17 protein-coding genes are annotated in these 25,670 nt (G+C 35.9%); 3 read left to right on the forward strand and 14 right to left on the reverse strand.

Annotated features, from left to right (window positions below; all coding sequences use genetic code 11):
• Nucleotides 1-39: 39 nt before the first annotated feature.
• A complete protein-coding gene (locus EHQ31_RS13315) occupies nucleotides 40-1,479 on the forward strand; it encodes a M20/M25/M40 family metallo-hydrolase (protein WP_135572931.1) in 1,440 nt (479 codons plus the stop codon).
• Nucleotides 1,480-1,575: 96 nt separating this feature from the next.
• Here EHQ31_RS13315 and EHQ31_RS13320 read toward each other — a convergent pair whose 3' ends face one another.
• From EHQ31_RS13320 to EHQ31_RS13335, 4 genes are all read right to left on the reverse strand, one after another.
• Nucleotides 1,576-1,950 carry a PIN domain-containing protein gene (locus tag EHQ31_RS13320; RefSeq protein ID WP_135572929.1) on the reverse strand — a complete coding sequence of 125 codons (375 nt, stop codon included), beginning with the start codon at nucleotides 1,948-1,950 and terminating at the stop codon, nucleotides 1,576-1,578.
• Nucleotides 1,947-2,162: a hypothetical protein gene (locus tag EHQ31_RS13325; RefSeq protein WP_135572926.1), complete on the reverse strand. Its 216-nt coding sequence runs from the start codon at nucleotides 2,160-2,162 to the stop codon at nucleotides 1,947-1,949. The genes EHQ31_RS13320 and EHQ31_RS13325 overlap by 4 nt, the downstream gene beginning before the upstream one ends.
• A 1,895-nt stretch (nucleotides 2,163-4,057) precedes the next feature.
• Nucleotides 4,058-5,497, reverse strand: a complete 1,440-nt coding sequence (locus tag EHQ31_RS13330; protein ID WP_135572924.1) for an LA2681 family HEPN domain-containing protein — start codon at nucleotides 5,495-5,497, stop codon at nucleotides 4,058-4,060.
• Nucleotides 5,498-5,556: 59 nt separating this feature from the next.
• Nucleotides 5,557-5,964, reverse strand: a complete 408-nt coding sequence (locus EHQ31_RS13335) for an ankyrin repeat domain-containing protein (protein WP_135574070.1) — start codon at nucleotides 5,962-5,964, stop codon at nucleotides 5,557-5,559.
• Between the two features lie 111 nt (nucleotides 5,965-6,075).
• Between EHQ31_RS13335 and EHQ31_RS13340 the strand changes: the two genes are divergently transcribed.
• Nucleotides 6,076-6,906: a prohibitin family protein gene (locus EHQ31_RS13340; protein ID WP_135572922.1), complete on the forward strand. Its 831-nt coding sequence runs from the start codon at nucleotides 6,076-6,078 to the stop codon at nucleotides 6,904-6,906.
• An 84-nt stretch (nucleotides 6,907-6,990) separates the two neighbouring features.
• Here the strand turns inward: EHQ31_RS13340 and EHQ31_RS13345 are convergent, their stop codons facing one another.
• From EHQ31_RS13345 to EHQ31_RS13370, 6 genes are all read right to left on the reverse strand, one after another.
• Entirely contained in the window at nucleotides 6,991-9,975 is a 2,985-nt protein-coding gene (locus EHQ31_RS13345) for a TonB-dependent receptor (RefSeq protein WP_135572920.1), read from the reverse strand.
• Nucleotides 9,976-10,081: 106 nt separating this feature from the next.
• Complete coding sequence (locus tag EHQ31_RS13350; RefSeq protein ID WP_135572918.1) at nucleotides 10,082-10,651, reverse strand: hypothetical protein; 570 nt, start codon at nucleotides 10,649-10,651, stop codon at nucleotides 10,082-10,084.
• Nucleotides 10,652-10,702: 51 nt separating this feature from the next.
• On the reverse strand, nucleotides 10,703-12,475 hold the full coding sequence (locus EHQ31_RS13355) for a hypothetical protein (RefSeq protein ID WP_135572916.1): 1,773 nt from the start codon (nucleotides 12,473-12,475) through the stop codon (nucleotides 10,703-10,705).
• A gap of 160 nt (nucleotides 12,476-12,635) precedes the next feature.
• Nucleotides 12,636-12,893, reverse strand: a complete 258-nt coding sequence (locus EHQ31_RS13360) for a hypothetical protein (RefSeq protein WP_135572914.1) — start codon at nucleotides 12,891-12,893, stop codon at nucleotides 12,636-12,638.
• Nucleotides 12,894-12,940: 47 nt separating this feature from the next.
• Nucleotides 12,941-13,963: an endolytic transglycosylase MltG gene (mltG, locus tag EHQ31_RS13365; RefSeq protein ID WP_135572912.1), complete on the reverse strand. Its 1,023-nt coding sequence runs from the start codon at nucleotides 13,961-13,963 to the stop codon at nucleotides 12,941-12,943.
• Nucleotides 13,964-14,008: 45 nt separating this feature from the next.
• Entirely contained in the window at nucleotides 14,009-15,094 is a 1,086-nt protein-coding gene (locus EHQ31_RS13370) for a UDP-N-acetylmuramate dehydrogenase (RefSeq protein WP_135572910.1), read from the reverse strand.
• A gap of 50 nt (nucleotides 15,095-15,144) precedes the next feature.
• Here EHQ31_RS13370 and EHQ31_RS13375 point away from each other — a divergent pair, with 50 nt between their 5' ends.
• On the forward strand, nucleotides 15,145-15,507 hold the full coding sequence (locus EHQ31_RS13375) for a Spx/MgsR family RNA polymerase-binding regulatory protein (protein WP_135572908.1): 363 nt from the start codon (nucleotides 15,145-15,147) through the stop codon (nucleotides 15,505-15,507).
• A 164-nt stretch (nucleotides 15,508-15,671) separates the two neighbouring features.
• Here the strand turns inward: EHQ31_RS13375 and EHQ31_RS13380 are convergent, their stop codons facing one another.
• The 4 genes from EHQ31_RS13380 to EHQ31_RS13395 all read right to left on the reverse strand — a co-directional run bounded on the left by EHQ31_RS13380 (nucleotide 15,672) and on the right by EHQ31_RS13395 (nucleotide 25,668).
• A complete protein-coding gene (locus tag EHQ31_RS13380; protein WP_135572906.1) occupies nucleotides 15,672-18,893 on the reverse strand; it encodes an efflux RND transporter permease subunit in 3,222 nt (1,073 codons plus the stop codon).
• 108 nt (nucleotides 18,894-19,001) lie between these two features.
• The gene (locus EHQ31_RS13385) at nucleotides 19,002-19,883 is read right to left on the reverse strand and encodes a transglutaminase family protein (protein ID WP_135572904.1); all 882 of its coding nucleotides are present in this window, start codon (nucleotides 19,881-19,883) and stop codon (nucleotides 19,002-19,004) included.
• Nucleotides 19,876-22,410 carry a circularly permuted type 2 ATP-grasp protein gene (locus EHQ31_RS13390; protein WP_135572902.1) on the reverse strand — a complete coding sequence of 845 codons (2,535 nt, stop codon included), beginning with the start codon at nucleotides 22,408-22,410 and terminating at the stop codon, nucleotides 19,876-19,878. The genes EHQ31_RS13385 and EHQ31_RS13390 overlap by 8 nt, the downstream gene beginning before the upstream one ends.
• On the reverse strand, nucleotides 22,411-25,668 hold the full coding sequence (locus EHQ31_RS13395) for a transglutaminase family protein (RefSeq protein ID WP_135572900.1): 3,258 nt from the start codon (nucleotides 25,666-25,668) through the stop codon (nucleotides 22,411-22,413).
• Between the last annotated feature and the right edge of the window lie 2 nt (nucleotides 25,669-25,670).

The following is a 25,670-nucleotide window of genomic DNA, read 5'->3' on the forward strand; positions in this document are numbered from 1 at the left end:
TCCATGATTCTCTTTTTCCGAAAGAAGGGGAAAAGCTTCATGAAATTTTGCATTTCGGTTTTAATGGGAATTAGTTTCTTTTTACAATGTTCGTTTGGTCAAAAAGTTAAGTATGCCGAACTGAAACAATCTTACCCGAAAGTCAACTGGGATGCGCGTAGAACCGAAGCCGTCAAACTTTTGTCCGATCTATTGAAGATCCCTTCTGTGCGTGGAAACGAAATCCAAGTGGCCAAGTACATCCAAGCCGTCCTCACAAAAGAAGGAATTCCTTCTCGATTTGTTTTTGATCCCAAACACCCCACAAGACCAAACTTAATTGCGGAATTACCTGCTACAGTTCCCAATCCGGAACCAGGGATCATCCTCGCCAATCATTTGGATACAGTCGAATTTGATTCTCGCGAATGGAAAATGGCACCTCTATCCGGTAATGTAAGCGAAGGCAGAGTTTGGGGACGAGGGGCCATTGATATGAAAGGAATGGCAGTTATGGAATTACTCGCCTTTCTGGAAATCAAACGATCGGGAATTCCAAGAACTAGAAAAATTATGTATTTGGCTTTGGCCGATGAAGAATCCGGTTCCGAGTTAGGTGGAAAGTATATGACTTCAAAACAAAAACAAGTTTTTGAAGGATATGAATACGCCATCAATGAAGGTGGAGTTGCCACAAGAGACATTGTGATTCCTGGTTCCACTATCTTTAACATTCAATATGCGGAAAAAGGGAACATTTGGTTAAGAGCAAAAATTAAAGGAACTAGCGGTCATGGGTCCTCACCTCCTACACAATATCCAGCTTTATCCTTAATTCAATTTTTTAATGAAGTGAGAGAACTCGAATCTGAAATTCGCATAACAGAAGAAACCGATGCTTTCTTTTACCAACTAGGGACTATCAGTTCTTTTCCAAAATCTTTCTTTTTAAAAAATGCAAGAAATCCACTCATTAAACCTTTATTACATGGAACCATTCGAAGCAATCGCCACCTGACGGCAATGACAACCAATACAAAATCCATTACCGGATTTCGTACCACAGAAGGGGAAGGTGGAGAAAATGTGATAGCAGGAGAAGCAACAGGAAGATTGGATATCCGCACACTTCCTGGAGTTGATATTGAGGAATTTGCCAATAAGGTAAAAACCATTGCTGCCAAATACAATGCAGAAATAACATTTACCGACATCAATCCCACAGATGTATCTCCCATCAATACACGTTTTTTTAGCACTTTGGCGGCTGTTTCTGTAAATAAATTTCCAAATAGTACAGTGACCCCTTTCCTTTCTCCTGGAAAAACAGACAATTCCTATTTAAGACGGGTGGGAATCAAAGCTTACGGTCTTATTCCCGCAGTATTGAAATCGGAAGACATCGATGGAATGCACGGAAAAAATGAAAACATGACGGTTGATAATTTGGAACTTGGGACTAAGATTCTTTTTGAGACTTTAGTAGAGATGAATCAGTAAGGGAAGTGACTTGTAAAGGATGGAGGATGGCACTGACTCTGATCAGGGTGAGTGCCAGAGAATATTTCTAGGAGCTGTTAGGTGAAGTCTTTGTCGTTATTGGTAAATGTATTGCAACTCAAGAGCTTTTAGCATCTTTTTATCAAGAGTCCAAAGTTTTAAATTTCTCATTTTAGTTTCGTAAATTAATATTGAATCAATAATTCCGATACCATATCCAAAATGTTTTTTTTCAAAAGAGAGACTTCCGGCTTTAATGAAAGCCCCATTAGAGAAAACATTATTTAAATTTTCCCAATAATCTAAAACGAACTCATGCTCAGTTTTATTTTTGCAACCTTGTAAAATTTCTCCAAAAACAACTTCATGGGCTATGACTTCGGAAGCTTCAATAAGTCCTGTTAATTTAGAAAAATAAGGTTCTTTTCCTCTGAAAAATTCAATCCAAACAGAAGTATCTACTAAAATCATTGTAGTCTATTAGTTTTCCTAACTTTTTCAGCTGAGAAATTAATAGCAAATTCAAGAGGTTTTTTTCTTAATTTTTCATTCAGCTTTTTTACTTTGGCAAGCTTTACCCATTCGGAAAGGGCCTTTTGCAGGGAATCTGTAATATTTTTACCTTCAGTATATTTTTGAACTTCTGTAATTAAATCATCAGGGAGAATTGCAGTTACTTTCATACGATAAAGAATACGATCAATTATCGTATTTGTCAAAATCTTTTTTTGTCATTTATTTAAATTGTCACATACAATTCGCATAACAAAAAAGCTGTTATGCAATAACATTAATAGAATCTAGCAAAAAAGATTAAAATTGTTATGACAAAAAGAATATAAAAAGACAAAGTGATTGCCGATTTTATTAATTTTTTATTAAGTAAAATGAATTTTGGATTTCTAAGGATAATTTCGCTTAAATCCGCTGGCATTCCATTTGATATTGTGAATATTTTTTTTAACCACAAGAAGCAATAATATATTGTTTTGATAAAAAGAAAAAGAAATACCAAAATTGAAATAATAATTAAAATAGCCAAGTTGATTAAGAATTATAAAAAGATAGGTTCAAATAAATTAAATATTTAAAACTATAGCCACCAGGGTTTTTGGCTAGATTTATTTTTGCATTTATCTTCATACAACTTTGCACAGTATGCAACAATTGCTTTATCTTCCTCAGTCGGATTCTTTTTTAACTGATATAAGAAAAAACAATCAGTAAAAAATGAGTCATTTTGCCTTTGCTCATCTTTACAAACGTATTTTTCACTCAATCCTGGACCATAACAATGTAGGTTTAGCGTCGCAATTAATAACAGAATATATTTCATCATACTTTCTCGAGATATTATATATTAGTATTATTTTCTAATAAAGAATTTTGTTTTGATTTTTGAAAATTTTGCTATTTTAAAACTCAATCAAAATCTATTGCTTCTGAATCAAAAATTCTAAATATAAAGGAATTATCACAAATTATTTCCTCTCTTCCGCTTTGTTTTGAGCGTATGCACATTGAAGATTAAGTAAAATCAAAATAATTGCTATTTTTTCCTATATTTGTCTAAAAGATTTTTTCTTTTTCGCATAACGAACTAGTCTTGATGACGTAGGCTGACCCTGAATCTCGAAACAGAACGTTAGGACTGCCACGTAGTTTGCGGATGCAAACTGGTGACAGAAAGCCAATGTCGCAGACCGAGCGAGGCCGTAAGTGCCGAAGCGAAACGTTAAGGAGCTGTTAAGCGAAGTAAATTATGATACAATTAAGCGCATAGGAAATTAATAAGAATTGAAATAGATCCTATTAATAAGTTTGGATATATAATTAATTTTAACATTATTTCTTGGGAATATTTTAGATTATTTGATTTGAAAATTTTTACTAAATATCCTAAGTAAAGTAGTGTAATCCCCATTATAATAAGAAAATAAACAAATAGTTCCATAAAAGAATCTAAAAGTTTTTCTTTTGTTGCATAGCTTATTGATATGATGATGAGAGTTACAATTAGAAAATCAAATACGTTTGTAATCCAAAGAAGTACTTTTTTTATAATGGGAAGCTCGGGTTTACCTAGTATTTTAGTTTTAATTCTGTATGAAAAAAGTATAATCCATATCGGGAGCAAAAAGAGTATATTTAAAATTGGGAAAAAATCTGTAAGATTTAAATGGGATAAAAACATATTTTTTTTAATTATAATTCATAATTTCGAATTTTCGGAAAGTATTTATAGATTTTTTTAAAATATAAGTAAATCTGCATTTACTGTTCAGCTTTTGTTTTATTGCAAATGTCAATATGCTCGATTACAATGAACAATATAATCAATTTTAGAAAATCTGCTTTAAGCGAGGTTTTTAATTGAAATCAATTGATACATTAATTTCATGAATATTCCTCTTTAAATTTATTTCGTATAACGAACTAGGCTAATCGACGTAGGCTGGCCCTGAGTCCCGGTAACGGGACGTTAGGGACTGGCATGTAGCTTGCGTAAGCAAGGCGAATGCCAGAAGGAGAATTTGCCTAAGCGAAGCGGTAAGTCGCTGTTAAGCGCAGTTACCAATTAATCTTTTTCTTCTTTTAGTAAAAATATAGTGCTGAAAATTGCCGATCTAATGACTCGGAGTAATTTAGGTAAATTTTCTAATAATTTTGATTTAGATATAGTTATGATTCTTTCTTGATTAATATTTTTATTTTCACTATTTGTTAGTACAATAAGTGAGTGTTCGAAAGCATTTCTCCATTCTTTGAAAAATCTAAGTTCACCTTCTTTTAGTTCTAAATCTGTTGCAATCGAATACAATGCGAATAGATTGTAACTTTCAGATGTCATCGCTTTCTCTTTAAGTTTAGGTTTATTTCTCCAAAATGATTCAAATATTAAATTTTCATTATTTTTAAATTCGCCGATTTCAGATAAAACTATTAATCTAGCAATTTTATCTAATGTTCCATAGCATATTCTATAGGATGCTCTTAATGATTCTTCCGAGTTGAGGTTATTAGATTTTGGATTCAAATTTTTAAAAAGAAGGTCACGAGCAAAAATATATTCAGTTATTATTCTTCTTAGTAATCTTAATAAAGTAACTTTTCTATTTAGTCCTTTTCTATTTGGAATAAAGTAGTTTCCAAGAATGTCGTCTGTTCTGGCATCAATACATGAACAGTAACAACTATGATGAGATAAATATAAGGAATTATTAATAAGATAATCCTTTCTTGAGTTTTGATAAGAAAATTTATATTTTAATCTGTGCTTTTCGTTATAATTAATTAAATCTTCATTTATTTTTGAAAGACTTAATTCAAGTAATTCTAACCTTCTCTTTAATTCATCAATGTTGGAATAACTAGGAGCATATTTTAAAGCTTTTTGCAAATGATATTTTGTAACCAACATCATTTGTTCAGTATGTAACCCGCTTAGATCATTAAGCCATTTTAAAGCCGTGGATTTACTTGCGTGAGCTTCAAATCTTTTTGGATTTATCGTAAGCGCTTGGTTGTAAAAAAATAATGCTTCAGTTGGTCGACCACATACGTCTAGTGCGTTGGCAGCATTTACTAGAATTTGATATTTAAATTCTGCTGATATATCTTCATCTGAATTTAAGCACCTAATATAATAATTTTTGGCCTGTATTGCTATTTTTAATAATTCTGAACTGTATTTTCCGTGTTCTTGCTTTCGTTTAGCATCGAATAAGGCTTTTTTACCATTTCCTAAATTATAATCTCTAGAAATTTTTGAAATAAAATTATCGTAGCGCTGAGAATCAATTATGGAAATCCCTTTATTTATTAATTCATGATTTCTATTTAAATCTCCAATATCAATAAGTAAACAACCAGCTTTGTAATCTGAATAAATATTTTTTAGATCCTTAGATTCTGGTTTTGAATAGGATAGATAATTTAATATTTTTTGTAATGATTCGCTTATATTACCTAATTCTAGTAACTCTTCTGCTTGTTTCAGTTCGTCATTTATATCCATTTAGTTTTAGGTAATTACGCATAACAAACTTTATTCGAACTTATTTAATTAGGAAATTCCTATTTTATAGAGAGCAAGTATTTCAAAATCCCCTCTTCCCCACGTTCGTCGGCAAGTTCGACTAAACTGACACCACCTACAGTTTTGACTTTGGTTTCGGCCCCAGCTTTGACTAAGAGTTTCACTATATCCATATTCCCACGATACACAGCGCGGTAGAGTGCGGTTTCACCGGTCGTATTACGAAGATTAACGTTGGCACCTTTTTCGATTAAGAACTTTGCCATGTCTAAATCCTCTTCGTCTGCAGCTTTGATGAGAGGGGAATTGCCTAAGGAATCTTTAGCGTTGATGGAAACTCCTTCCTCCAAAAGTTCTTTTACTAATTCTAAGTTTCCTTTTTCTACAGCGTGAAAGAGACGATGTTCACGACTCATTGGTGCTTTGACAACCGTTTCGTCTTCCATACAGGATATACCAAATTGGATGATTATCAAAAAAATGAGAAAGATATTTGCCGGAATAAAAAATCGAGTGGAAAGAAATTGTAACATTGGTTTTAGTCTAATGGTTTAACTATGAAACGTCGATCCATTTTTCCAAACGGTTTCCAGTTCCTTTTCATTTTAGGTGTGAGCCTATCCTATTTTGTATCCTGTTTGTCCATCATAAGCCCTGGCGAAGTGGGTCTAATGTGGCGACCTTATAGCACCGGCCTCAGTCAGAAACCACTGGAATCCAGGGTGCAAACTTATATGCCGTGGAATAGTGTGTATGTTTACTCGATCCAATGGACAAGTCACCAAGAAAAAGTTGAGGTCCTCACGCGAGATGATTTAACAATCACGGTCAGTGCTGCTATCATTTTACGTCCTGTTCAAAACGAAATCTACGAACTCGAAATGGAAATTGGCCGAGATTACTATGATAAAGTTGTTAAACCTCAGTTTCGCACTGCCATAAGAAATATTTTATCTGCTTATAATATGGTTTCGATTTCTAAAGAAACACCTAACGTCTCCGCACAGATCAAAAAGTCTCTTGCCGAAAAGCTAAAAGACAAACATGTCGAAATAGATGATGTAATTATCGATGATGTTGAGTATAGCCCATCGATTTTAAAAGCAATAGAAAGCAAACTTACTAAACAACAAGAACAAGAACAAATGAAGTTCGAAATCAATATTGCGAAACGAGATGCAGAAATCCAACAGATCTCTGCAGATGGAAGGGCCAAGGCCGTACTCATTGAAGCGGAAGCACAGGCCAAAGCGCAACGAATGATTTCGGAATCCCTAACACCAAAATACATACAATTAAAGGCAATGGAGAATCCGAATAATAAATTGATCTTTGTTCCCAATGGAAAAGATGGATTGCCGATTATAGTAAATCCAGATGGGAAATGAGGGGAAGGGATCAGACTTATCAATAAAAAAGCCCCACCTTTTTAGGTAGGGCAATTTTAAAGAAGATTTTTTTAGTTATTTTGCTTAGAACTTATATCCAGCAGACATAGAGAAAGAAACACCTTCCCTGTAGGATCGGAAAAGTTTCTCTTCGTTGAGTAACTCATCCTTAACATAAATCTTGAACCTTTGGTCTGTTACGTTCTTCGCAGCAAATTTAAAATCTAATTTTTCATCTATTTTGTGTGAGAATACAATATCCGTCAAACCTACGCCACGTTCATAAGCATCAGGAGTACCGTTTGCCCCGACCACAAAGATCCTATCTCCAAAGTAGTTATAGTATAATCCAATAGTTGTAGTTTTTAATTTATTCAAATAAAAATCAAATTTTAGGTTTGCCACAAAGTCTGATTGTCCTTGCAAAGGCCTACGAATGTTAGTTGGATCATAAGAAAAACTTCTGTCGATTGGATCTAAAATTCCTGCCTTTCCTATTGTAAATTGTTCCCAAGTCATTACGTTAACTAAAGACTTAATAAAGAAAACGTTTGTTTCAAAACGAAATCTATCAAAAAATTCTCTTCTGAAATCTAATTCAACCCCTCGAATCGTTGCACGGCTTGCATTTGCATAAGTAAAAAATGGTGATATTTGACCAGCAACAGGTTGTCCAATTAACTCAATAGGATTGGAAAGGTCTTTATGAAATACACCGACCGCTGCATAGTTTGCTCCACCCATAAAGTACTCATATCTAAAATCAAAGTTATGAATATACGTTCTTTGTAAGTTTGGATTTCCCCTGATTCTATCACCACCAAAGTAAGGAGTGAAAGCAAATGGAGACATTTCTCTAAAGTCAGGTCTAGTAAGAGTTTGAGTATAACCAAACCGTAAATTTTGATCCTTAAGAAATTCATAAACAAAATTTGCACTTGGAAGAACATCCTTAGTTCTAATTTCACCTACACCATTATTATCTGCAGCGCAAATATTGTTTTTAACTAAAAGAATTCTCTCCCCTTCCGAACCAGTTTCACAACCATAACCTGGCTTTCTTACATCAAACTGTTCCTTCAATACAAATGTTTTTACCTTTTGGTAAGAGTCTTCATACCTCGCACCACCAATAAATCTAAACTTTGAGAATAGTGGGATATCAAATTGAGAAAAATAAGAATGCAATTTCTGATATGCATCATAAGCATTGGGCTCAACTTGCCTTTCAGAAAAAGTCCTATTAGCGAGACCTGTGCTATTAGTTCTTAAAAATTCTAAAGGATTATATACAAGCTCACCTGGCACTGGATACAAGTCATTGTTTGTAGCTCCAACATTCGATTTGGATCCAAACTCTCGGAACGTAAATGATTTGAATCGGTCTAAAGCCGAGCCTCCAAATTTGAATGAAGATTTAAGTCCATTCCATTGGTCAAAAGGTATCTCGTATGCTACGCTAAAACTTCTTACCGTATCATTTGCAGTAGAATAAAATCTAGAACCATCTGGGTTATTTCCTAATCTAGTAGGGACGGTAGTAACCGGACTAGTTTGTGGTCTACGCCAAACTTGTTGTGTTAAGTTTGGTTCATCTCTTTTAGCTTCTCCATAGTTCATTTGCCAGTCGAGAGTATGTGGCCTTCCGATAGAACCCAGGTTAATTGAATGTTTTCCACCAAAACTTGAATTAAATAATTGTCTGCTTATGAAATCATTCGTCTGAGAAAAAAATTGAAAATTATCAATGTTGTTTGTTCCAACAGATTCACGAACTGACTTTTCAGAAGATACAGAATAAAAATTCTTAAGAAAGAATTGCTGACCACTCATTGGTTCATAGGCCAAGTTTAAATTGTTTCCAAACAAACGTTCTTCTAAATAGATATCAGCATCCTGTGTTTGTAGTGGTGAAACAGTAGTAAGATCTTTAACAGAGAGATTTACAGGGTTTCCCGGAATATAACGAACATCCTTTTGCCTTTTGAAACGATAATCAACTGAGTGAGTTGTTCCAAAAAGGACACCTAACCTTTGGCCGGATTCTGTTAATTTAAATGTATTACCAACTGTAAAATTGAAGTTTTTATCATACGGTGCTTTGGTCGTATCAGGAGTCCAGGTAGAAGGAAATGTGGTAGCTCCTAAACTAATAAAAGATGGATTGATACCACCAAACCTACTACCAGGTTCAAATGGTAAATACTCCGGAACTGATTTTACTATAGAAGGTAATTCTTGGTTTGCAGTTGGTCTTCCGAAAAAATCCCCGCCATTAAAGGTTTGCCATTTATTTCTTGTGGTATTTGAATTATAACCAATACCCAATCCAACTTTCATAGTAAATTCATCTGGATATTCTTTAGTTTCAATTTTAACTAATCCTCCAGAAAATTCAGCAGATTCTTCTGGTACAAAAGTTTTAATAATTCTAATATTTTTAATTAAGGAAGCAGGAAATAAATCTAACGGAACAACACGTTTATCAGGTTCTGTAGATGGAATATAAGCATCATTTAAGTATGTTGAGGAATATCTTTCACCAAGACCTCTAACAAATACATATTTACCACCAATTAATGTAATCCCAGTTACACGTTTTACTATTTCATTCGCTGATGAATCTGGCGATTTTTTGATAGATTCAGCACCTATAGAATCTGAAACAGTTGCAGATTTTTTTTGAAGTTGTAATAGAGCTGCATCTGATTCATTCAAAGCGCGATCTTTTACTTCAACGGTTTGTAAAACTTGCGCTCCGAAAGTTACATTCATTTGACTAGCTTTTCCAGCAGAGACGACTATTGTCCTATTTTGTGGACCATAACCGTACATTTGGTATTCTACTTGGTATGTGCCTGGGGGAAGATCTAATGTATATTTTCCATCAAAATCTGTCTTAGCAAATTTTTTCTCAGATCTTACAACGATAGTGGCGCCGAAGACAGGCTCTCCGTTCTCTGAATCAATAATTGTTCCTTTTACTGACCCATTACTTTGAGCAAATATGCTTAGCGATGTAGTAAGAAACAATGCGAGTAGAATGATTATCTTCTTATTTAAGTTCATAAATTCCTTCAGAGCCAAGCTTATAGAATTTATTATTAAGTAAATGAAAAGGGAATTGAATTGAGTTACGTTTACGTGAACTAATTATTACAAAACGATTACAAGATTACGGTGCTAAAACACCAACTTTATAGCCTGTTGTTGTTTGAAATACCATTTTGATTTGTTTCAATTCATATAGATTTTTATCAATTTTCAATTGAATTGATTTTGGTTTATGGGCTTTTAAATTTCGATATTCTTTTGGATCATCCCAGTCTATTGAAGTTATTTGAAATTTTTTCCCATAAATCAACTTTGCGATTTCTTTTATCGCCATTTCTTCGCGAATATCGAGCATCTTCTTATATTCGGAAAGAGGCGTAGAATCTAACATAGTCCCATAGCCAAGAACATTCGGAAATAACACTTCCATTTTTTCGTCCCAGCTAACGTAATACGAAGTTGGTTTTCCAGTATTTGATATTTCAGTTAAAAAATTCTTTATTGCTAGTTCTTTTGATTTTGAAGATTGATTCCAGTCTTTCTGATTCAACCTGTTTATTTCGATTTGTTTTTGGTCATTTTTGATTTGTAAAATGACTTTTTGATTTTCTTCTTCCATTTGTTCACGCCAATTGTCGCGATCACAAGAAATAAGAGATAGGCTGATAAAAATATAAAATAATTTCTTCATATAAAACACCTAGTGATCAGATTATGATCACTAGGTAAACTGATAATTTAATTATCTAGCTCGATATACAGTCCAGTCTTTATACCATTCTGATGTAGCACCACCAACGTAAGTACCAGAAAGAGAACCAATCGTTCTATAATCTGGTTTTGTTTCGCCAAATCCACATTCGGTTGTAGAACCTGTCGAAGAAATTGGAGTCGCACTGATTGTCGTTGAACCGGTTGGAGTAATCGCTGTAGTTTTTCCTGTTTCATACGCTAAGTTTGAAATAGTAGCTGTCACTGCAGGGAATGTTCCTGAAGTTGAAGTGCTAACTGCAGCGGCATCAGCGAAACCATAGATAATGGCCTTGTTGATTGTACCCGCAAAACCTTCTCGTAATCTCATACCTTGACCACCAGAAATTCCTGCTCCAATTAATGTAACATTTGTAATTGTAGGATTTGTACAACGTGTGAGTGATCCTGCGCATGCTCCACCGCCACCACTAGTTGAGTCAATACCATCCATTTCAAAACCATGTGGATCTGTTGAGAAGGAACCACCGCACGAAGAAGGATATTTATGGCCGATTAGATTTGTGAGTGTTCCCGTAAACGATTCATCTAAGTCGAAGTCGTCATCAAGACCACCAGTGGCGAGCATATTAGACCAATTTCCTGATCCACCCCAAGCCTCTACTCCGTCATCCAATCCTCTATGAATCTGCACATGATTTAATACAGACTTTGATGAGTAGATCGATAGGTTGTTTAATTCGTCCCCAGGAGCTACCTCATTTCCACCAAATTCAACGATATTATAAGACATATTCAAATTTTCTACATCGGAACCTAATGCCCCACCATAACCTTGTGGTGTAGTTCCTTCTGTATTCGAAGAACGTGAAGCTCCACTTGTTCCAATGACAACGATACCGCCCCAATCTCCCGGGAAACGTGAACCAAGTGCACTTGCAGAGGACCAACAGATAGGATCTGCTGCTGTTCCGTTTGCAACCAACTTGGAACCTTGTTTAAAGAAAATAGAAGATCCTCTTTGTCCAAAAATTGCAGTTCCAGGAGATACAGTGAGAGTTGCTCCGGATTCTACAAATACAGTTCCTTGGAGTAGAATTCCACCCGACCAAGTTTCTGAACCAGAAATGGATCCACTTTTAATGGTTGGTCCACCTGCCAATCGTCTTCCATCACAAAGGTTTTCACCGATTGTTGGGTTCACAATTGGATATTCTCCTTTCACAAAAACTTTGACAGCTTTAATCGTTGCCACGAATCCAGATGCTGTGACTGAAACATTTGAAGTATTTGTTCTATCATTCAAATCAATGTTTAAATTTAAAGTTCCAGTTCCTAATGAATTTGTAAAAGTGCTAGCTGCTAAGTTAGCAACTACCGAAGAACAATTAGAGGTATTGTCTGCACCAGTAGATTCAGATGCCGAAAATTTAAGTGCACCATTCACTGTAGTTGTTCGGAAACTAACAGTAAACTCTCCATCCACAGTATTTGCTGGCGCAGCTGCTCCTACTGCATAACTGTTTGTTTGGCAGGAAGTGAAGTCTGATAAATTTGTTTGGCCAGAAGAAAGAATAGGATTCTCTCCATCTTCAACAACTACTTTACCGTCTTTTATTTCGGAACCACTTGAAGTTTTAAGTGTTCCTGTTATAATAATCGTATATTCCGGCTGATTTAGCAGAAATGCTAATGCAGCTAAAAGAAGCGTATTATCATCCTTTTTCTTTTGGCAATCGACCGATGTAAGTCCCATCATTACAATGAGAGCCAACACTAGACTTTTATTGATAATTTTTTTCATTTTAAATCCTCTTTCGAAAAACTCGAATTTGTTTGGCTAGCGGGTCTTCCCGGAAGGGATTTGCAAAAATTCTCCCTCTAGCTAGAGGTAAATATGCATCTTATTTGTTACAGTGGAATGACAAGCTGGTGAAGGTTCTATGAAGGTTTGGTTAAAGGCTTTATTTTTGGATTCGATTTAAAATTTTTACAAGATTACTTTTAATGCGCCGAATTTGGTCCGAGGTTAGTTGGAGTTCACCACTTTCCGCTTTTTCAATGACAAGTTCTGCTTTTGTGATAAACGTTACAGCCTCTTCGTCGATAGCTTCTTTTCGTTTTTGTTTTTCTCGGTAGGCATCCAAGGCCTTTTGTACATCAAAAAGTTCCTTAGAAATCCCACCAATTGCAATATTGAGTTCAACTATGTTTTCATCCATTAGTTAAATTTGCCTAATCCTTAAAAACTTAGTAAAGATATTATTGTTTACTGATATAGAACATCTATAAATTTCTTTTTTGCTTCTAAATGTTCCTTAAATGTCGCAGAAAAATAGTGCGAACCATCAGGTTTGAGAAGAAAGAATAATTTATCAGATTTCATTGGTTTAAACGAAGCTTCTAACGCTGGTAAACCGGGATTAGAAATTGGTCCCGGTGGCCATCCACCATTGATATAAGTATTGTAAGGCGATACAATCTTTAGATCAGATTCAAATAACCTTTTTTTTGGTTTATCAAATAAGTATTGAATCGTTGCGCAAGATTCTAAATTAATATTTTTTTCAATTCGAATTAAGAATACACCAGCCATCATAGGCCTTTCTTCTTTTCTGACCGCTTCTCTTTCTACAATGGAAGCAAGAACTACCCTAAAATGAAGATCCGCAGGTTTTATATCTTTTGCTTCAGGAATGGATTCTAATTTTTTATAGAAACGTTTGACCATCATCTCAGTGATTCGTTCCAGTGGGTAATTTAAAGGAACTGAATAAGTTTCAGGAAACAAATATCCTTCTAAAGTTTTTGCAGGAATGTTGTATTTAGTTAGCAAAGCAGGGCTTTGTGCCACTTTCAAAAACTCTTCTCGTGAGATGGCTAGTTTTTTTGATACTAATAAATCTCCAATCTGACGATTGTTATAACCTTCTGGTACTGTGAAGGTAATGAGCTTTACTTTCCCCGAAATAATGACGTCGAGAATTTTTCGTGAACTCATTCCGTCATTGATGTCATAAACACCTTGTTTGATTTTGTTTCCGGCTCTCGTAAATTTCATCAGGTAATTGAAATATACCGATGATTTGATCATACCTGCAGCAGCTAACTCGCGTACTACACTCGATGAAGGTTCGCCGGGATCAATGATGAGTTCGTATTTATTTTGGCCATCGCCGACAGCTCCTCCTTTGAGTTCGTCGACTACGAAAAAACCAATCAAGGCCAAAACTAATAATAAGGAAATACTTAATCCAGATAAAATCAGGTATTTTTTAAGTTTCGAGTTCATTTCATCCCCATTCTCTTTGTGATATCGACAATTACCAAATCTTTTTTATGGTCTAACGACTGGTTCCATTTCCAATCTTACAAAAAATGTTTCAAATACGCGTTGTCTGACAGATTCCGCCATTGCTAGAAGTGCAGAAGTTGTACCTTCTATATTGATTAGACCTAAACAATGTTTATCTGAGATTCCGACCCCACCAGGATATTTAGTACCTTTTTGGATCCCTGAGTTTTCAATCAGCCAAGCAGCGGAGAGTTTTTTGTATCCAGGTGATTCCGTATAGATAGGTGGATTTTCGAATCCGTGTTTTTTCGCGACTTGAAGAAACTTTTCGGTATCAACATCAGATAATATTGGATTGGTAAAAAAAGAACCCGCAGAACGAGTGTTTGGATCATTTTCATCCAAAACCATCGACTTTTTTTTTCGAAGTTGAATCACCATATTTCGAACTATTTCCATTTGTTGGATTCGCGATTCTAAATTTGATTTGCCGTTATTAAAATTTTCTGAATTTGAAGCATCCCATAGATTTTGTAATTCCGGGTAACGCAAACAAGGTGCAGCTTCCTTAGACAATTGAAAGGTAACTGAAATTACAATATAGTCCTTATAAATACCGGATTTAAACTCACTATTCCGATAGCGAAATTGACAGTTTTGATTCGTGATAGAAATGATTTCTCCAAAAGGATTCATACATTCCACTGCTAAAATTGAATCTTTAACCTCTTGACCATAGGCTCCAATATTTTGAATTGGGGATGCACCTACAGAGCCCGGAATACCAGAAAGACACTCAATACCAGCTAATCCCTGTTTTATAGTAAATTCAACAAAATGGTCCCAAATTACACCAGCGCCAACTTGAAAAATTGTATATTCGTTATTTGAATCTAGACAACGTATGCCTGGGATTTGCATTTTGAAGATGACACCTGGAAAACCAGAATCCCGAAATATAGTATTCGATCCACCACCCAAAATAAAAAAAGGTAGATTTTCTTTTTTACAAAATTCTAAAGCATACCTTAAATCTTCGATTGTCTTTATAGAAATGAAGTACTTTGCCTCACCACCCAATTGCAATGATGTGTGCGGAGCCAAGCTTACATTATTTTGGACAAACATAATCCCAATAAAAAGTTTCCGCAAAAATCGTAAGTAAGAAAATCAGTCTTATGAGTCGTTCCAACCCTAAAGTTTATGAATATTCTGGATGTAGCACCTGTCGCAATGCCCTTAAATATTTAAAATCAAAAAAAGTGGATTTTCAACAAGTCCCTATCCGTGACAATCCCCCCTCTGTCACAGAGCTTAAAAAAGCAAAACAATACTTAGGTGACATTAAAAAACTTTTTAATACCTCGGGTAAGGATTATCGCGAAGGAAATTGGAAGGAAAAATTGGTAACTCTTAAGGAAGAACAAATATATAAAGAACTCTCTTCCAATGGAAATTTGGTAAAACGACCGTTTGTTGTAGGAGACGGTTGGTTTTTAGTAGGATTTAAGGAAGAGGAATGGAAGGAAAAATTGGGGTAAGGTGGGAAGTTGCGAATATTAGTATCCCCGCCCGATTTATGGGTGGGGAACTAGACCCGCCACCCAATGCGTTTCCTTTACCATGCAGGGGACAGAAACACAACGGATTTGTTTAAAACCATTTTTTTTTGAATCAAAAGTTCATATTTTCCACAGGTCAGTGACTATTTTCGCTTTTGATTCGGTGGATTTTTTGATTGCGCTTTCGGTTCGTCATCATCACCACCAATATCTATTTGAATTAGTTTTGAACTTCTCTTAATTCGATTTTGTTCCTTTATTAGTTTCCTTTTTTCATCCAATTTCAAGAGGAATTCCATAACAAATGGTAAAACTAATCTCGAAAGCGCAGTTGCAACTAACACACCAAAAATAACAACTGTTGCAAGAGGTCTTTGTACTTCCGCGCCTGCCATAGTTGATAATGCCATTGGCAAAAAACCAATAGCTGCAATAAACTCTGTAGTGAGAACAGGACGTAAAGACAAAATCCCTGCCGACACAACTGCTTTGTCGATATCTACTCCTGATTTGATTTCATCTTTTAAAGTCGAAGCATACACTACTCCATTCAATACAGCAATTCCACTGACAGCAATAAAACCAACAGCGGCTGGGATACTAAAAGGAAGACCTCGAACTAACAAACCCAAAATACCTCCTGCTGCAGCAAGAGGTACTACAGAAAAAACCCCAACTGCATAATAAACACTTTCGAATGCGATGATTAACATAAAAAATATAATCGCAAGTGCTACTGGAACTATAAGTATGAGTCGGTCTCGGGCACGAACAAAGTTATCAAATTGCCCCCCCCATTCAATTTCATATCCATTGGGTAAGGCATCTTGGACGGATTCTGTTTTCTTTTTAGCATCATTGATATAACCAACGAGATCGCGACCTCGAATATTCACCTCTACAAAAATTCTCCGCCTTAGTCCTTCTCGATAAATCGCTGAAGCAGAATCCAGAATATCGATATCGGCTACTTGGGCTAGCGGCACTGTCGTACCACGTGATGTCATAATAGGAATGTTTCGAACTGAATCGATGTCTTTCGCCTGTAAATCTAATCGTAGAACTAAATCATAACGTCTAGCACCTTCAAATATTTTCCCTGCTGTCGAACCAACTCTCATCATTTCAACGGTTCGTAAAATTTCGGAAGCGGTAACTCCATAACGAGCCATATAATCATAGTTTGTATTAATTTGTAACATTGGAAGACCTAATAAACGTTGTACACGCAAATCACCAGTACCTTCTATTTTTGAAAGTACAGATGCCATTTTATCTGCATGAGTTTTTAAAGTTTGTAAATCATCACCGTAAATTTTTAGAACGACATCCGCTTTCGAACCAGTAAGTAGCGCATTCACTCGATTTTCAATTGGTTGAGACATGCTAAAATATGTAGATGGGATCGATGATATTAATTTATCTTTTAAAACATTCATCAACTCTTCTCTTGAACTGGCATTCACCCAATTTTTTTTCGGTGAAAGTTTTACCATGACAGAAGTTTCTTCAGTACCCAAAGGTTCTGCTGCAGACTCTCCCCTACCAACACGAGATACAACGCTAGAAATTTCTGGGAATGGTTTTAATACTCTTTCAATATCTTTATTTAAATCTTTTGAATAATCAATAGCAGTGGAAGGCAAACGTTTGGCATCAATTTCAATTTCGCCTTCGTCAATTCTAGGTAAAAATTCTGATCCTAGATATGATCCCAAGAAAAAGGAACCTATAACCAAGAACACTGAGAATAATAAAATCTTTTGTTTTCTTTGGTTTCCCCAATTTAATAGTAAAACATAATATTCTTCAATTTTTTCCCAAGCATATGCCTTATGAATGAAAGGTCTTTTATAAAAAATCGCAAGGCTTGCTGGAAAAACTGTAATCGAAAATACAAGGGCACTTGCAAGAGCTAAAGCAACTGTAATTGCCATTGGACGAAACATACGCCCTTCCACTCCTTCAAGAACCATCAGAGGTAAATAAACTAACATGATAATCGCCACAGAAAATGCAGCTGCTTTACCTACTTTTTGACATCTTTCTAAAATGATAACGTCGGTAATTTTTTTTATTTCATCTTCGTTCATTGGCCGGTTAAACCGTTTTCTACCCATATAAAAACCAGCCAAAACTGATTCTAACATCACGATAGAACCATCCACTAACAATCCAAAATCTAATGCACCCAAAGACATTAAATTTCCTACGACACCTATATATTTCATAAATATAACAGCAATTAGCATAGAAACCGGAATTGCTAATGCGACAAGGATACCTCCTTTCGCAGTTCCTAGAGTTAATATCAATGCAAAAAATACCAATATGGCTCCCTCTGTAAGATTGATAAAAACTGTTTTCAATGCACGATTGATAAACTCAGATCTATCATAAAAGGGTTCAATTTTCATTCCATGTGGAAGAGTGGAACGAATCTCTTCTATTCTTTGTTTTACATCACTAACAACTTTGCGCGAATTTTGGCCGAGTAACATTATGACTGTGGCGGCAACCACCTCCTTTCCATTTTTTGTTGCAATTCCAAAACGTAATGCAGGACCTTCTTTAACTGTTGCTATTTGACCAAGCAAAAGTGGAATTCCATCGTTTGCAGTTCTGACAGCTACTCTTTTGATTTCATCAATACCCTCGAACTGACCTTCACCTCTAATCACAAGTTGTTCATAATCTTTCTGAACGTAACCCCCACCTGTGTTAAAGTTAGCTGTTTTCAAATTCTCTAATATTTCAGAAATTGTTAAATTATGAACTTGTAATCTTTTAGGATCGATAAGTATTTGATATTGTTTAAGAGAACCACCTAGAGTATTTACTTCTATAACTCCAGGAACACTTTTAATTTTTTTGGAAAGATCCCAATCAACAAAACTACGTAGGTCTGTTTCATTATGATTTTCTGATGTCAAAATGAATTCATAAATATCGCCAAGTGCAGTAGCAACAGGTGCTAATTCAGGTTTTCCATATTCCGGTGGAATCTCTGCTTCAACTAACTTCAATCGTTCATTTACAATTTGCCTTGCGAACCAAATATCGGTTCCATCCTCAAAAATAACAGAGACAGAGCTTACTCCGGCGCGAGAAATAGATCTAATTTCCGTAGCACCAGGGATTCCGTTTAACTTTAATTCAATAGGGTAAGTAATGAATTGTTCTACTTCAAAGGGAGTCAAAGCAGGAGATGATGTAACTGCTGTTACCTGAACATTAGTTACATCCGGTACAGCATCAATAGGCAAATGAAAAGCGTTTACAATACCAACCAAACATAATACTAAAGTTACAGCCATAACCTTAAATTTATTTTGAATTGAAAATGCTACAATTAATTCTATCATAAGCTTTACTTTATGATAGAATATCACAACTTGTTTTTCTGGCTAGTGAAACTTAATAATATTTAATCCCAAATCTTTAGTGATAATATATTAGCGAATTTAGAACATTCAAATTTGTTCTCGAATTACATCGACTTCTACTTTCAACTTATGTTTTCCACCACCAAATAAAATTCCCTTCAATGGTGATACGTCCGCATAATCACGACCGACAGCTGTGATGATATATTCTTCCGTTATAATTTTACCATTAGTTGGATCAAAGTCCAACCAACCAAAGGTAGGGCAATATACAGAAACCCACGCATGTGTTGCATCGCTACCTTGTAATTTTTGCGCACCGGGAGGAGGAAGTGTCTCTAAATATCCACTCACATAACGAGTCGGAATCTTTAATGAACGTAAGGCGGCAATCATTAAATGCGAAAAATCCTGACACACACCTTTTCTTTCATTTAAAACTTGGTCAATGGGAGTGTTGATACTTGTAGCTTTTGGATCATATTGAAATGTTTGGTAGATATATGTTGTCATCTCCAATGCAGCTGCAAATACAGGTTGCCCTTCTGTAAAAAACATTCGAGCGAATTCAGAATAACTTTCTTTTGCTGCGATAAAAGAAGAAGGTTGGATGTATTCAATGGATAAAATATCAGCATCTAAAGTTGATTCATGGATGAGCGAATAAATATTTTCCCAAGGAGTCGATTTATACAAATCAATTCCGGAGGATTGGTGTGTTCGCACTGTTGATTCAACGACAACCTCTAAAAAACGATGAGGGTCTTCGACTGAAAAAAGAAATACTTGGTTTCCAAAATAATCTCTGCGAAACGAGGAAACAACCGGTTTGGGATTTACAGTCACATGCGTTCTAAAACAATCTTGGTGTGGCGAAGTCAAAGGGTACATATGTGCCATATTATGGCAATAAGCAACTGTATCGTCGTAACTGTATTTAGTTTTATGAATTACTTTAAAATCAGCCATTACCATCACCGATCCTTGTTTGTTCTTCGGTGTAGTTAAAGTAACGTGATGCCAATGCGTCAGATAAATTTTTCAGATGGTTGTGTAATTCTTCCAACCAAATAGAAACTGATTCCAACGGATTTTCCGATTCAAAAAATATGGATATATCTTTCATTTTAAAATGAGTATAGAGTTGTAAGGCCGCTCGGTCTTCTGAATACACAACCTTTTCATTTTTTCCAGGTAAAAACTTAATATCTGAATTGATTTGTTCTAACTGATAAGCAAATGACCTTGGATTTGTTGTATCAAATAGTAAAATATCCAAAACAGACTCTTGGTCAATTTTTCCGCTATATCGTCTATTGTAAGTTAAGCGAATATCGTTAATTCTTAAAAAAGTTTCAAAAGATGCTTTGTCCCTAAAACTATCCCAACGAATCATACCTTGTAACATCAAGATCATATTGATAGATCTTTCAATCCGGCGACCAAGGTTTAAGAAATACCAACCTGCTTCCCGACTCATATTTTCGAAAGATAACCCAGTCAGCGAGGATAAGTTCAAAACAATCTTTTGTAAAAAATCGATGATTTGATCGTAAGATTCAATTTCATGTTGAGACTGATCTTCCAAATGAAGGAGAATTTTTTTCATATCATCGGAAAGGCGATCTCTTACAGACTTCGATGCAATCACCAAACTTCGTAAATGGAAGGCCAAACTTCCAACAACTCCACGATCCGAAGTCAATCGCTGTAATTCTGAAAACGGATTTAGGAATAATTCTCCTGCATCATCACCAAGAAATCCTGGATAACTATTAGTTACATGAGTTACTAGTTTTAATGCGTTTTCTAAAGATTCTCTTTCGTAACCATCTTCAACTTGTAAAATTTTAAAAACTGCTTCTCGTATAACCCTAGTTTGGTTTTCGGATCGTTCCAAATACCTTGCCAACCAAAAAAGGTTGTCAGCTACACGACTAGGAACTCCAGAACTTTTTCTGGAAATCATCACTTGGTCTGATTTTGTTACAAGTAATGATTCTTCTTTTTGTGTTTCTGTTGCGAGTACCCAAAGGTCTTTACTCCAAGCTCCTCTTTGACTCGTAATGAAAAAATCATCCAAGGAAGGAGATACTCTCACTAAACCACCAGCCATAGTCTGATAACCAGACCCAGAAGAAGAAACAAAGGTTCTCATTATGGCACGTCCAGGTCTAAAGCCATGTTCACCTAATACTGGTACGGTGGCTGATGCGATCATTTCTTGTGCGATAAATCGATTTGGGAATGATTTTAGTTTTTGTAAAAATGAATCTTTTCTATCCCCACTCAGTTCGATAAAGGTAACAGGTTTTTCTTCATCTGTGCGAGAAACAGTTTTAAAAACATACTTTTCAGGATTTTGTAAGACCAAATAAAAATGTTCTTTTGTTCCCATCCAATAGGTAGGAGCCATCGGAAGGATTAAATCTTCCCCTAAATAAAATCGGCATAAATCAGAATAAAATGGTAATAAGGCACGGTTCTCTAAAAATCCAGTTCCTATGGGATTTGCGATTTTTACATTTCCTGAACGCACTGATTCTAAAAGTCCAGGAACTCCTAAAAGGGAATCTCCTCTCAATTCCAATGGATCCATAAAATCATCATCAACACGACGTAAAATCAAATCGATCTGTTGTAAACCCTCTACGGTTTTCATATAAACTTTGTTTTTTCTAACAGTTAGATCTTCACCTTGAACCAGTGTATAACCCAAATAACCAGCAAGATAGGCATGTTCAAAATAGGTTTCATTAGATGGCCCAGGTGTCAAAAGAACAATTACTGGCTCACGACCACTAACACCCGCTAGTTGAGTTAATGATTTACGCAGAGATCTGAAATAAACCGCAACTCGATGCACCATGGCATCGCGGTACATACTTGGAAAAATACGAGATAAAACAATGCGATTTTCTAATGAATATCCAGAACCCGAAGGAGCTTGGACTCGGTCATTTAAAACATAAAAATTTCCATCAGCAGCGCGAATCAAATCACAAACAAAAAATAATAGAGCAGGATTTTTAGTTAGGAAATGATTGGAATCATACATTCCATCACATGCACGTAAAAAAGAAGTTTCATTTAAAAGAATTTCAGGAGGAATTTTTTTTTCGTATAACAGGCGTCTTTTGGAATAAACATCTCTGACAAGGGCGTCTAACAAATCGGCTCTTTGGTTTAAACCTCTTTCTAAAACTCTCCACTCTTCACTTTCCATAACCAAAGGAAATAAATCCAAATCCCAAGGCCTTTCTTTTGCTTCAGGTGAATCCGATTGGTATAAATTATAAGTAACACCATTTTCTCTAAGAATTCGATCTGTATCACGCCTGCGATTGACAAGTTCTGCAGGTCCTAATTCTTGAAATGATTTGACTAAGAACTTATATTTATTTCGGATTTGGCCTTCCGCATCATAGAGTTCATCATAAACTCCAGGTATCGTTTTATAATTTCCGATTAAATGATAAGGATCTTGAGTCATCATCTACTTGAATGTTACCATCCTAAGATCCAATGTTGATGGGAAGGCTTTATTTTCCAATTTGATTGGTGGTAAACTTTTTCCGATTTTATGACCATGTGTCCAAAAACGCGAAATCCGTCTCGATTCAGCCTCATACCCATTGATAGGAATGGTTTGGTAAGAAAGTCCACCTGGATGAGAAACATGGTAAGTACATCCTCCAAGTGCTCTATGATTCCAAGTATCATAAACATCAAACACTAAAGATTGTTGTGCAGGTATTTGTGGATGTAAAGTAAAAACAGGAGACCAAGCCTTAAACCTGACACCGGCAACAAATTCGTTTTGAACGAAAGTAGGTTGTAGCGGAACTTCGTACCCATTACAACTCAATCGGTATCTCTCTGGATGAAATCCTTTAACCTTAACTTGAACTCGTTCTGTTGCGGAATCCACACCTCGTGAAGTTCCTTGTGCTGTGTTCTCTTCACCGAGTACGTTCCAAGGTTCAAGTGCCATTCGCAATTCAATTTCCATTCCATCCAAATAACAAATTCCATATTGAGGGAATCGAAATTCAAAAAATGGATCAAAGTCTTTTGATAAAAATCCAAAACCACTATTTTGTAAATCTTGGATCACTTCTTTAAAATCACGATACACAAAGTAGGGTAACATAAATCGATCATGTAATTCAGTATTCCAATTGATAGGATTTCCGAAATACGGATCTTCCCAAAACTTACAAATGATAGCCATCATAAACGCTTGTTGGATGACACTCATTTGGTAATGAGGTGGCATTTCGAAGGCACGCATTTCGATTAGCCCCAAACGTCCGGTAGGTGATCCGGGATCAAAGAGTTTATCGATAGAAATTTCTGTTCGGTGAGTATTTCCTGTAATATCAATTAAGATATTTCTTAACACTCGATCCAACATCCAAGGAGGTGTGTGTCGACTCGAATCAATTTGTTGGAAGGCGATTTTTAATTCATGTAAAGAATCATTTCTTGCTTCATCAATCCTTGGAGATTGTGAAGTAGGACCGATGAACATTCCAGAAAATAAATAAGATAAACCGGGATGATTTTGCCAATAAGCCACCAAACTTCGCAAAAGCGATGGTTTTCTTAAAAAAGGACTATCACCAACAGATGCACCACCAAGTGTGATATGATTTCCACCACCTGTTCCCGAATGGCGACCATCGATCAAAAATTTTTCTGCAGTCAGTCGCAGTTGTGTGGCTTCTTCATATAGAATTTGTGTTTTTTCTACAATTTCTCCAAAGGATGAAGATGGATGGAAGTTTACCTCAATCACTCCAGGATCCGGAGTGATTTTAAAACGATTGAGTCTAGGATCATGAGGAGCCTCATAACCTTCTAAAACAATCGGTATATCTGTCTCTAAAGCCGTTTGTTCGATTGCATAGATAAGCCTGAGCCAACCTTCCAATGATTTGATCGGTGGTAAAAAAACACGAATGTTCCCATTTCGGGGTTCGACACATAGAGCAGTACGTGTCCTTTCTTCAGCAATCTTATAACTTGCAGTAGTAGTAAAAAACGGTGATTGACCTAATTCTTTTGCTTTTGGAAGGTCAGGTTTAGGCGCTGCAGGATCCTCAGGAGAAGTAAACGATTGTTTTCCACTTAACGAATGCAAAGGTAATCTCAAACCGATTGGTGAATCTCCTGGGATTAAATACATTTTCCCACGTCGGAAAATCCATTCATCCGATGTCCAACTTTGATTCAATACATCATAATCTAAAGGTAGAGTGTATCCAACTTCACGATGTAATCCAGAATCAACTACTTTCAGGATTCTTTTTCGTTCCATTTCATCGTAAGTATTCAAATCATCTAATATAGATTCAGTTTCAGCCGGTAAATTTGCTTCCTGCCACAGATAGTATAAATTATCTTCGTAAGCCGTATGAATTGAAGTGGTTGGAACTCGAAGATACTCACCAAGAACACTAATGAATCTTCTTGCATCTTCTGTGGTTGCCGATCCCGTATAACGTTCGTCTGCTAGTAAATAAGGATGGTTCCAAATTGGTTCTCCGTCTTTTCTCCAATAAGAAATCATCGCCCAACGAGGAAGTGGTTCGCCTGGATACCATTTCCCTTGGCCATATTGCAAAAGTCCACCTGGTGCAAAATGTTTTCCCAGTCGTTTGATGAGTTGTTCTGATTTAGAATATTTTTCAAAACCTAATGCATCATAATTCCATTCTGGTGCTTCCCGATTTTCAGTGGAAACAAATGTTGGTTCTCCACCAATCGTAAGTCTGATATCATTTTTTCTAATTCGTTTATCAATGGAATCACCCAATCGAATGATCCGATCCCAATCTTCGCCTTGATAAGGTAAGGTGACTCGTGGAGTTTCTAAAACTCGTTCCACACCCATATGAAAGGAAAACTCGGCTTTGGCTTTTTCCGCAAAACCAAATATAGGTCCTGCTGATTCCGGTTCTGGTGTTGCAGCCAAAGGAATATGACCTTCACCAGTAAATAAACCCGAAGTAGGATCAAGGCCTACCCATCCCGCACCGGGAACATAGACTTCTGCCCAAGCATGTAAATCAGTAAAATCAGATTCCGCTCCCGAAGGCCCATCCAGAGATTTTACATCTGCTTTTAATTGGATCAAATAACCAGAAACAAATCTAGCAGCAAGGCCCATATTCCGAAGAATTTGAACGAGTAAATAAGCGGAGTCACGACAAGAACCCATTCTTGAAGATAGTGTTAACTCAGGCGTTTGGATTCCCGTTTCCATCCGGATCACATAACCAATGTCAGAGTATATTTTTGCGTTTAAGGTTACTAAGAATTCAACGATTCTTTTTGAAGTTTTATCGATTGTTTTAAGATAAGGAGCAAGTAACTTCCCCGGTTTTTTAACCTTAAGATAAGGTGCGAGTTCCTTTTTTAATACTTTATCGTATGTGAAAGGAAAGTTTTCCGCATACTCTTCTACAAAAAAATCAAATGGATTGATTACTTTTAAATCGGTGACTAAATCAACAGCTACTTGTAAGATATTCGTTTTTTCAGGAAATACCAACCTTGCTAGATAATTTCCAAATGGATCTTGTTGCCAGTTGAGAAATTTTTGTTCCGGTAAGATATTGAGTGAATATGAAACTATATGATTTTTAGTATGCGGTGCTGGTCTCAGCCGAATCACATGAGGAGACAGTTTAATCGACTTATCATACTGGTAGGTTGTGATATGGGAAAGGGCAACTCGTATACTCATAG

Origin of the sequence: Leptospira montravelensis (assembly GCF_004770045.1) — a bacterium.
GTDB classification, from domain to species: domain Bacteria; phylum Spirochaetota; class Leptospiria; order Leptospirales; family Leptospiraceae; genus Leptospira_A; species Leptospira_A montravelensis.

Excerpts from the sequence above, each read along its gene's own strand:
- EHQ31_RS13315 (WP_135572931.1), top strand. The coding sequence starts at position 40 with ATGAAATTTTGCATTTCGGTTTTAATGGGAATTAGTTTCTTTTTACAA.
- EHQ31_RS13320 (WP_135572929.1), bottom strand. The coding sequence starts at position 1,950 with ATGATTTTAGTAGATACTTCTGTTTGGATTGAATTTTTCAGAGGAAAA.
- EHQ31_RS13325 (WP_135572926.1), bottom strand. The coding sequence starts at position 2,162 with ATGAAAGTAACTGCAATTCTCCCTGATGATTTAATTACAGAAGTTCAA.
- EHQ31_RS13330 (WP_135572924.1), bottom strand. The coding sequence starts at position 5,497 with ATGGATATAAATGACGAACTGAAACAAGCAGAAGAGTTACTAGAATTA.
- EHQ31_RS13335 (WP_135574070.1), bottom strand. The coding sequence starts at position 5,964 with ATGGAAGACGAAACGGTTGTCAAAGCACCAATGAGTCGTGAACATCGT.
- EHQ31_RS13340 (WP_135572922.1), top strand. The coding sequence starts at position 6,076 with ATGAAACGTCGATCCATTTTTCCAAACGGTTTCCAGTTCCTTTTCATT.
- EHQ31_RS13345 (WP_135572920.1), bottom strand. The coding sequence starts at position 9,975 with ATGAACTTAAATAAGAAGATAATCATTCTACTCGCATTGTTTCTTACT.
- EHQ31_RS13350 (WP_135572918.1), bottom strand. The coding sequence starts at position 10,651 with ATGAAGAAATTATTTTATATTTTTATCAGCCTATCTCTTATTTCTTGT.
- EHQ31_RS13355 (WP_135572916.1), bottom strand. The coding sequence starts at position 12,475 with ATGAAAAAAATTATCAATAAAAGTCTAGTGTTGGCTCTCATTGTAATG.
- EHQ31_RS13360 (WP_135572914.1), bottom strand. The coding sequence starts at position 12,893 with ATGGATGAAAACATAGTTGAACTCAATATTGCAATTGGTGGGATTTCT.
- mltG (WP_135572912.1), bottom strand. The coding sequence starts at position 13,963 with ATGAACTCGAAACTTAAAAAATACCTGATTTTATCTGGATTAAGTATT.
- EHQ31_RS13370 (WP_135572910.1), bottom strand. The coding sequence starts at position 15,094 with ATGTTTGTCCAAAATAATGTAAGCTTGGCTCCGCACACATCATTGCAA.
- EHQ31_RS13375 (WP_135572908.1), top strand. The coding sequence starts at position 15,145 with ATGAGTCGTTCCAACCCTAAAGTTTATGAATATTCTGGATGTAGCACC.
- EHQ31_RS13380 (WP_135572906.1), bottom strand. The coding sequence starts at position 18,893 with ATGATAGAATTAATTGTAGCATTTTCAATTCAAAATAAATTTAAGGTT.
- EHQ31_RS13385 (WP_135572904.1), bottom strand. The coding sequence starts at position 19,883 with ATGGCTGATTTTAAAGTAATTCATAAAACTAAATACAGTTACGACGAT.
- EHQ31_RS13390 (WP_135572902.1), bottom strand. The coding sequence starts at position 22,410 with ATGATGACTCAAGATCCTTATCATTTAATCGGAAATTATAAAACGATA.
- EHQ31_RS13395 (WP_135572900.1), bottom strand. The coding sequence starts at position 25,668 with ATGAGTATACGAGTTGCCCTTTCCCATATCACAACCTACCAGTATGAT.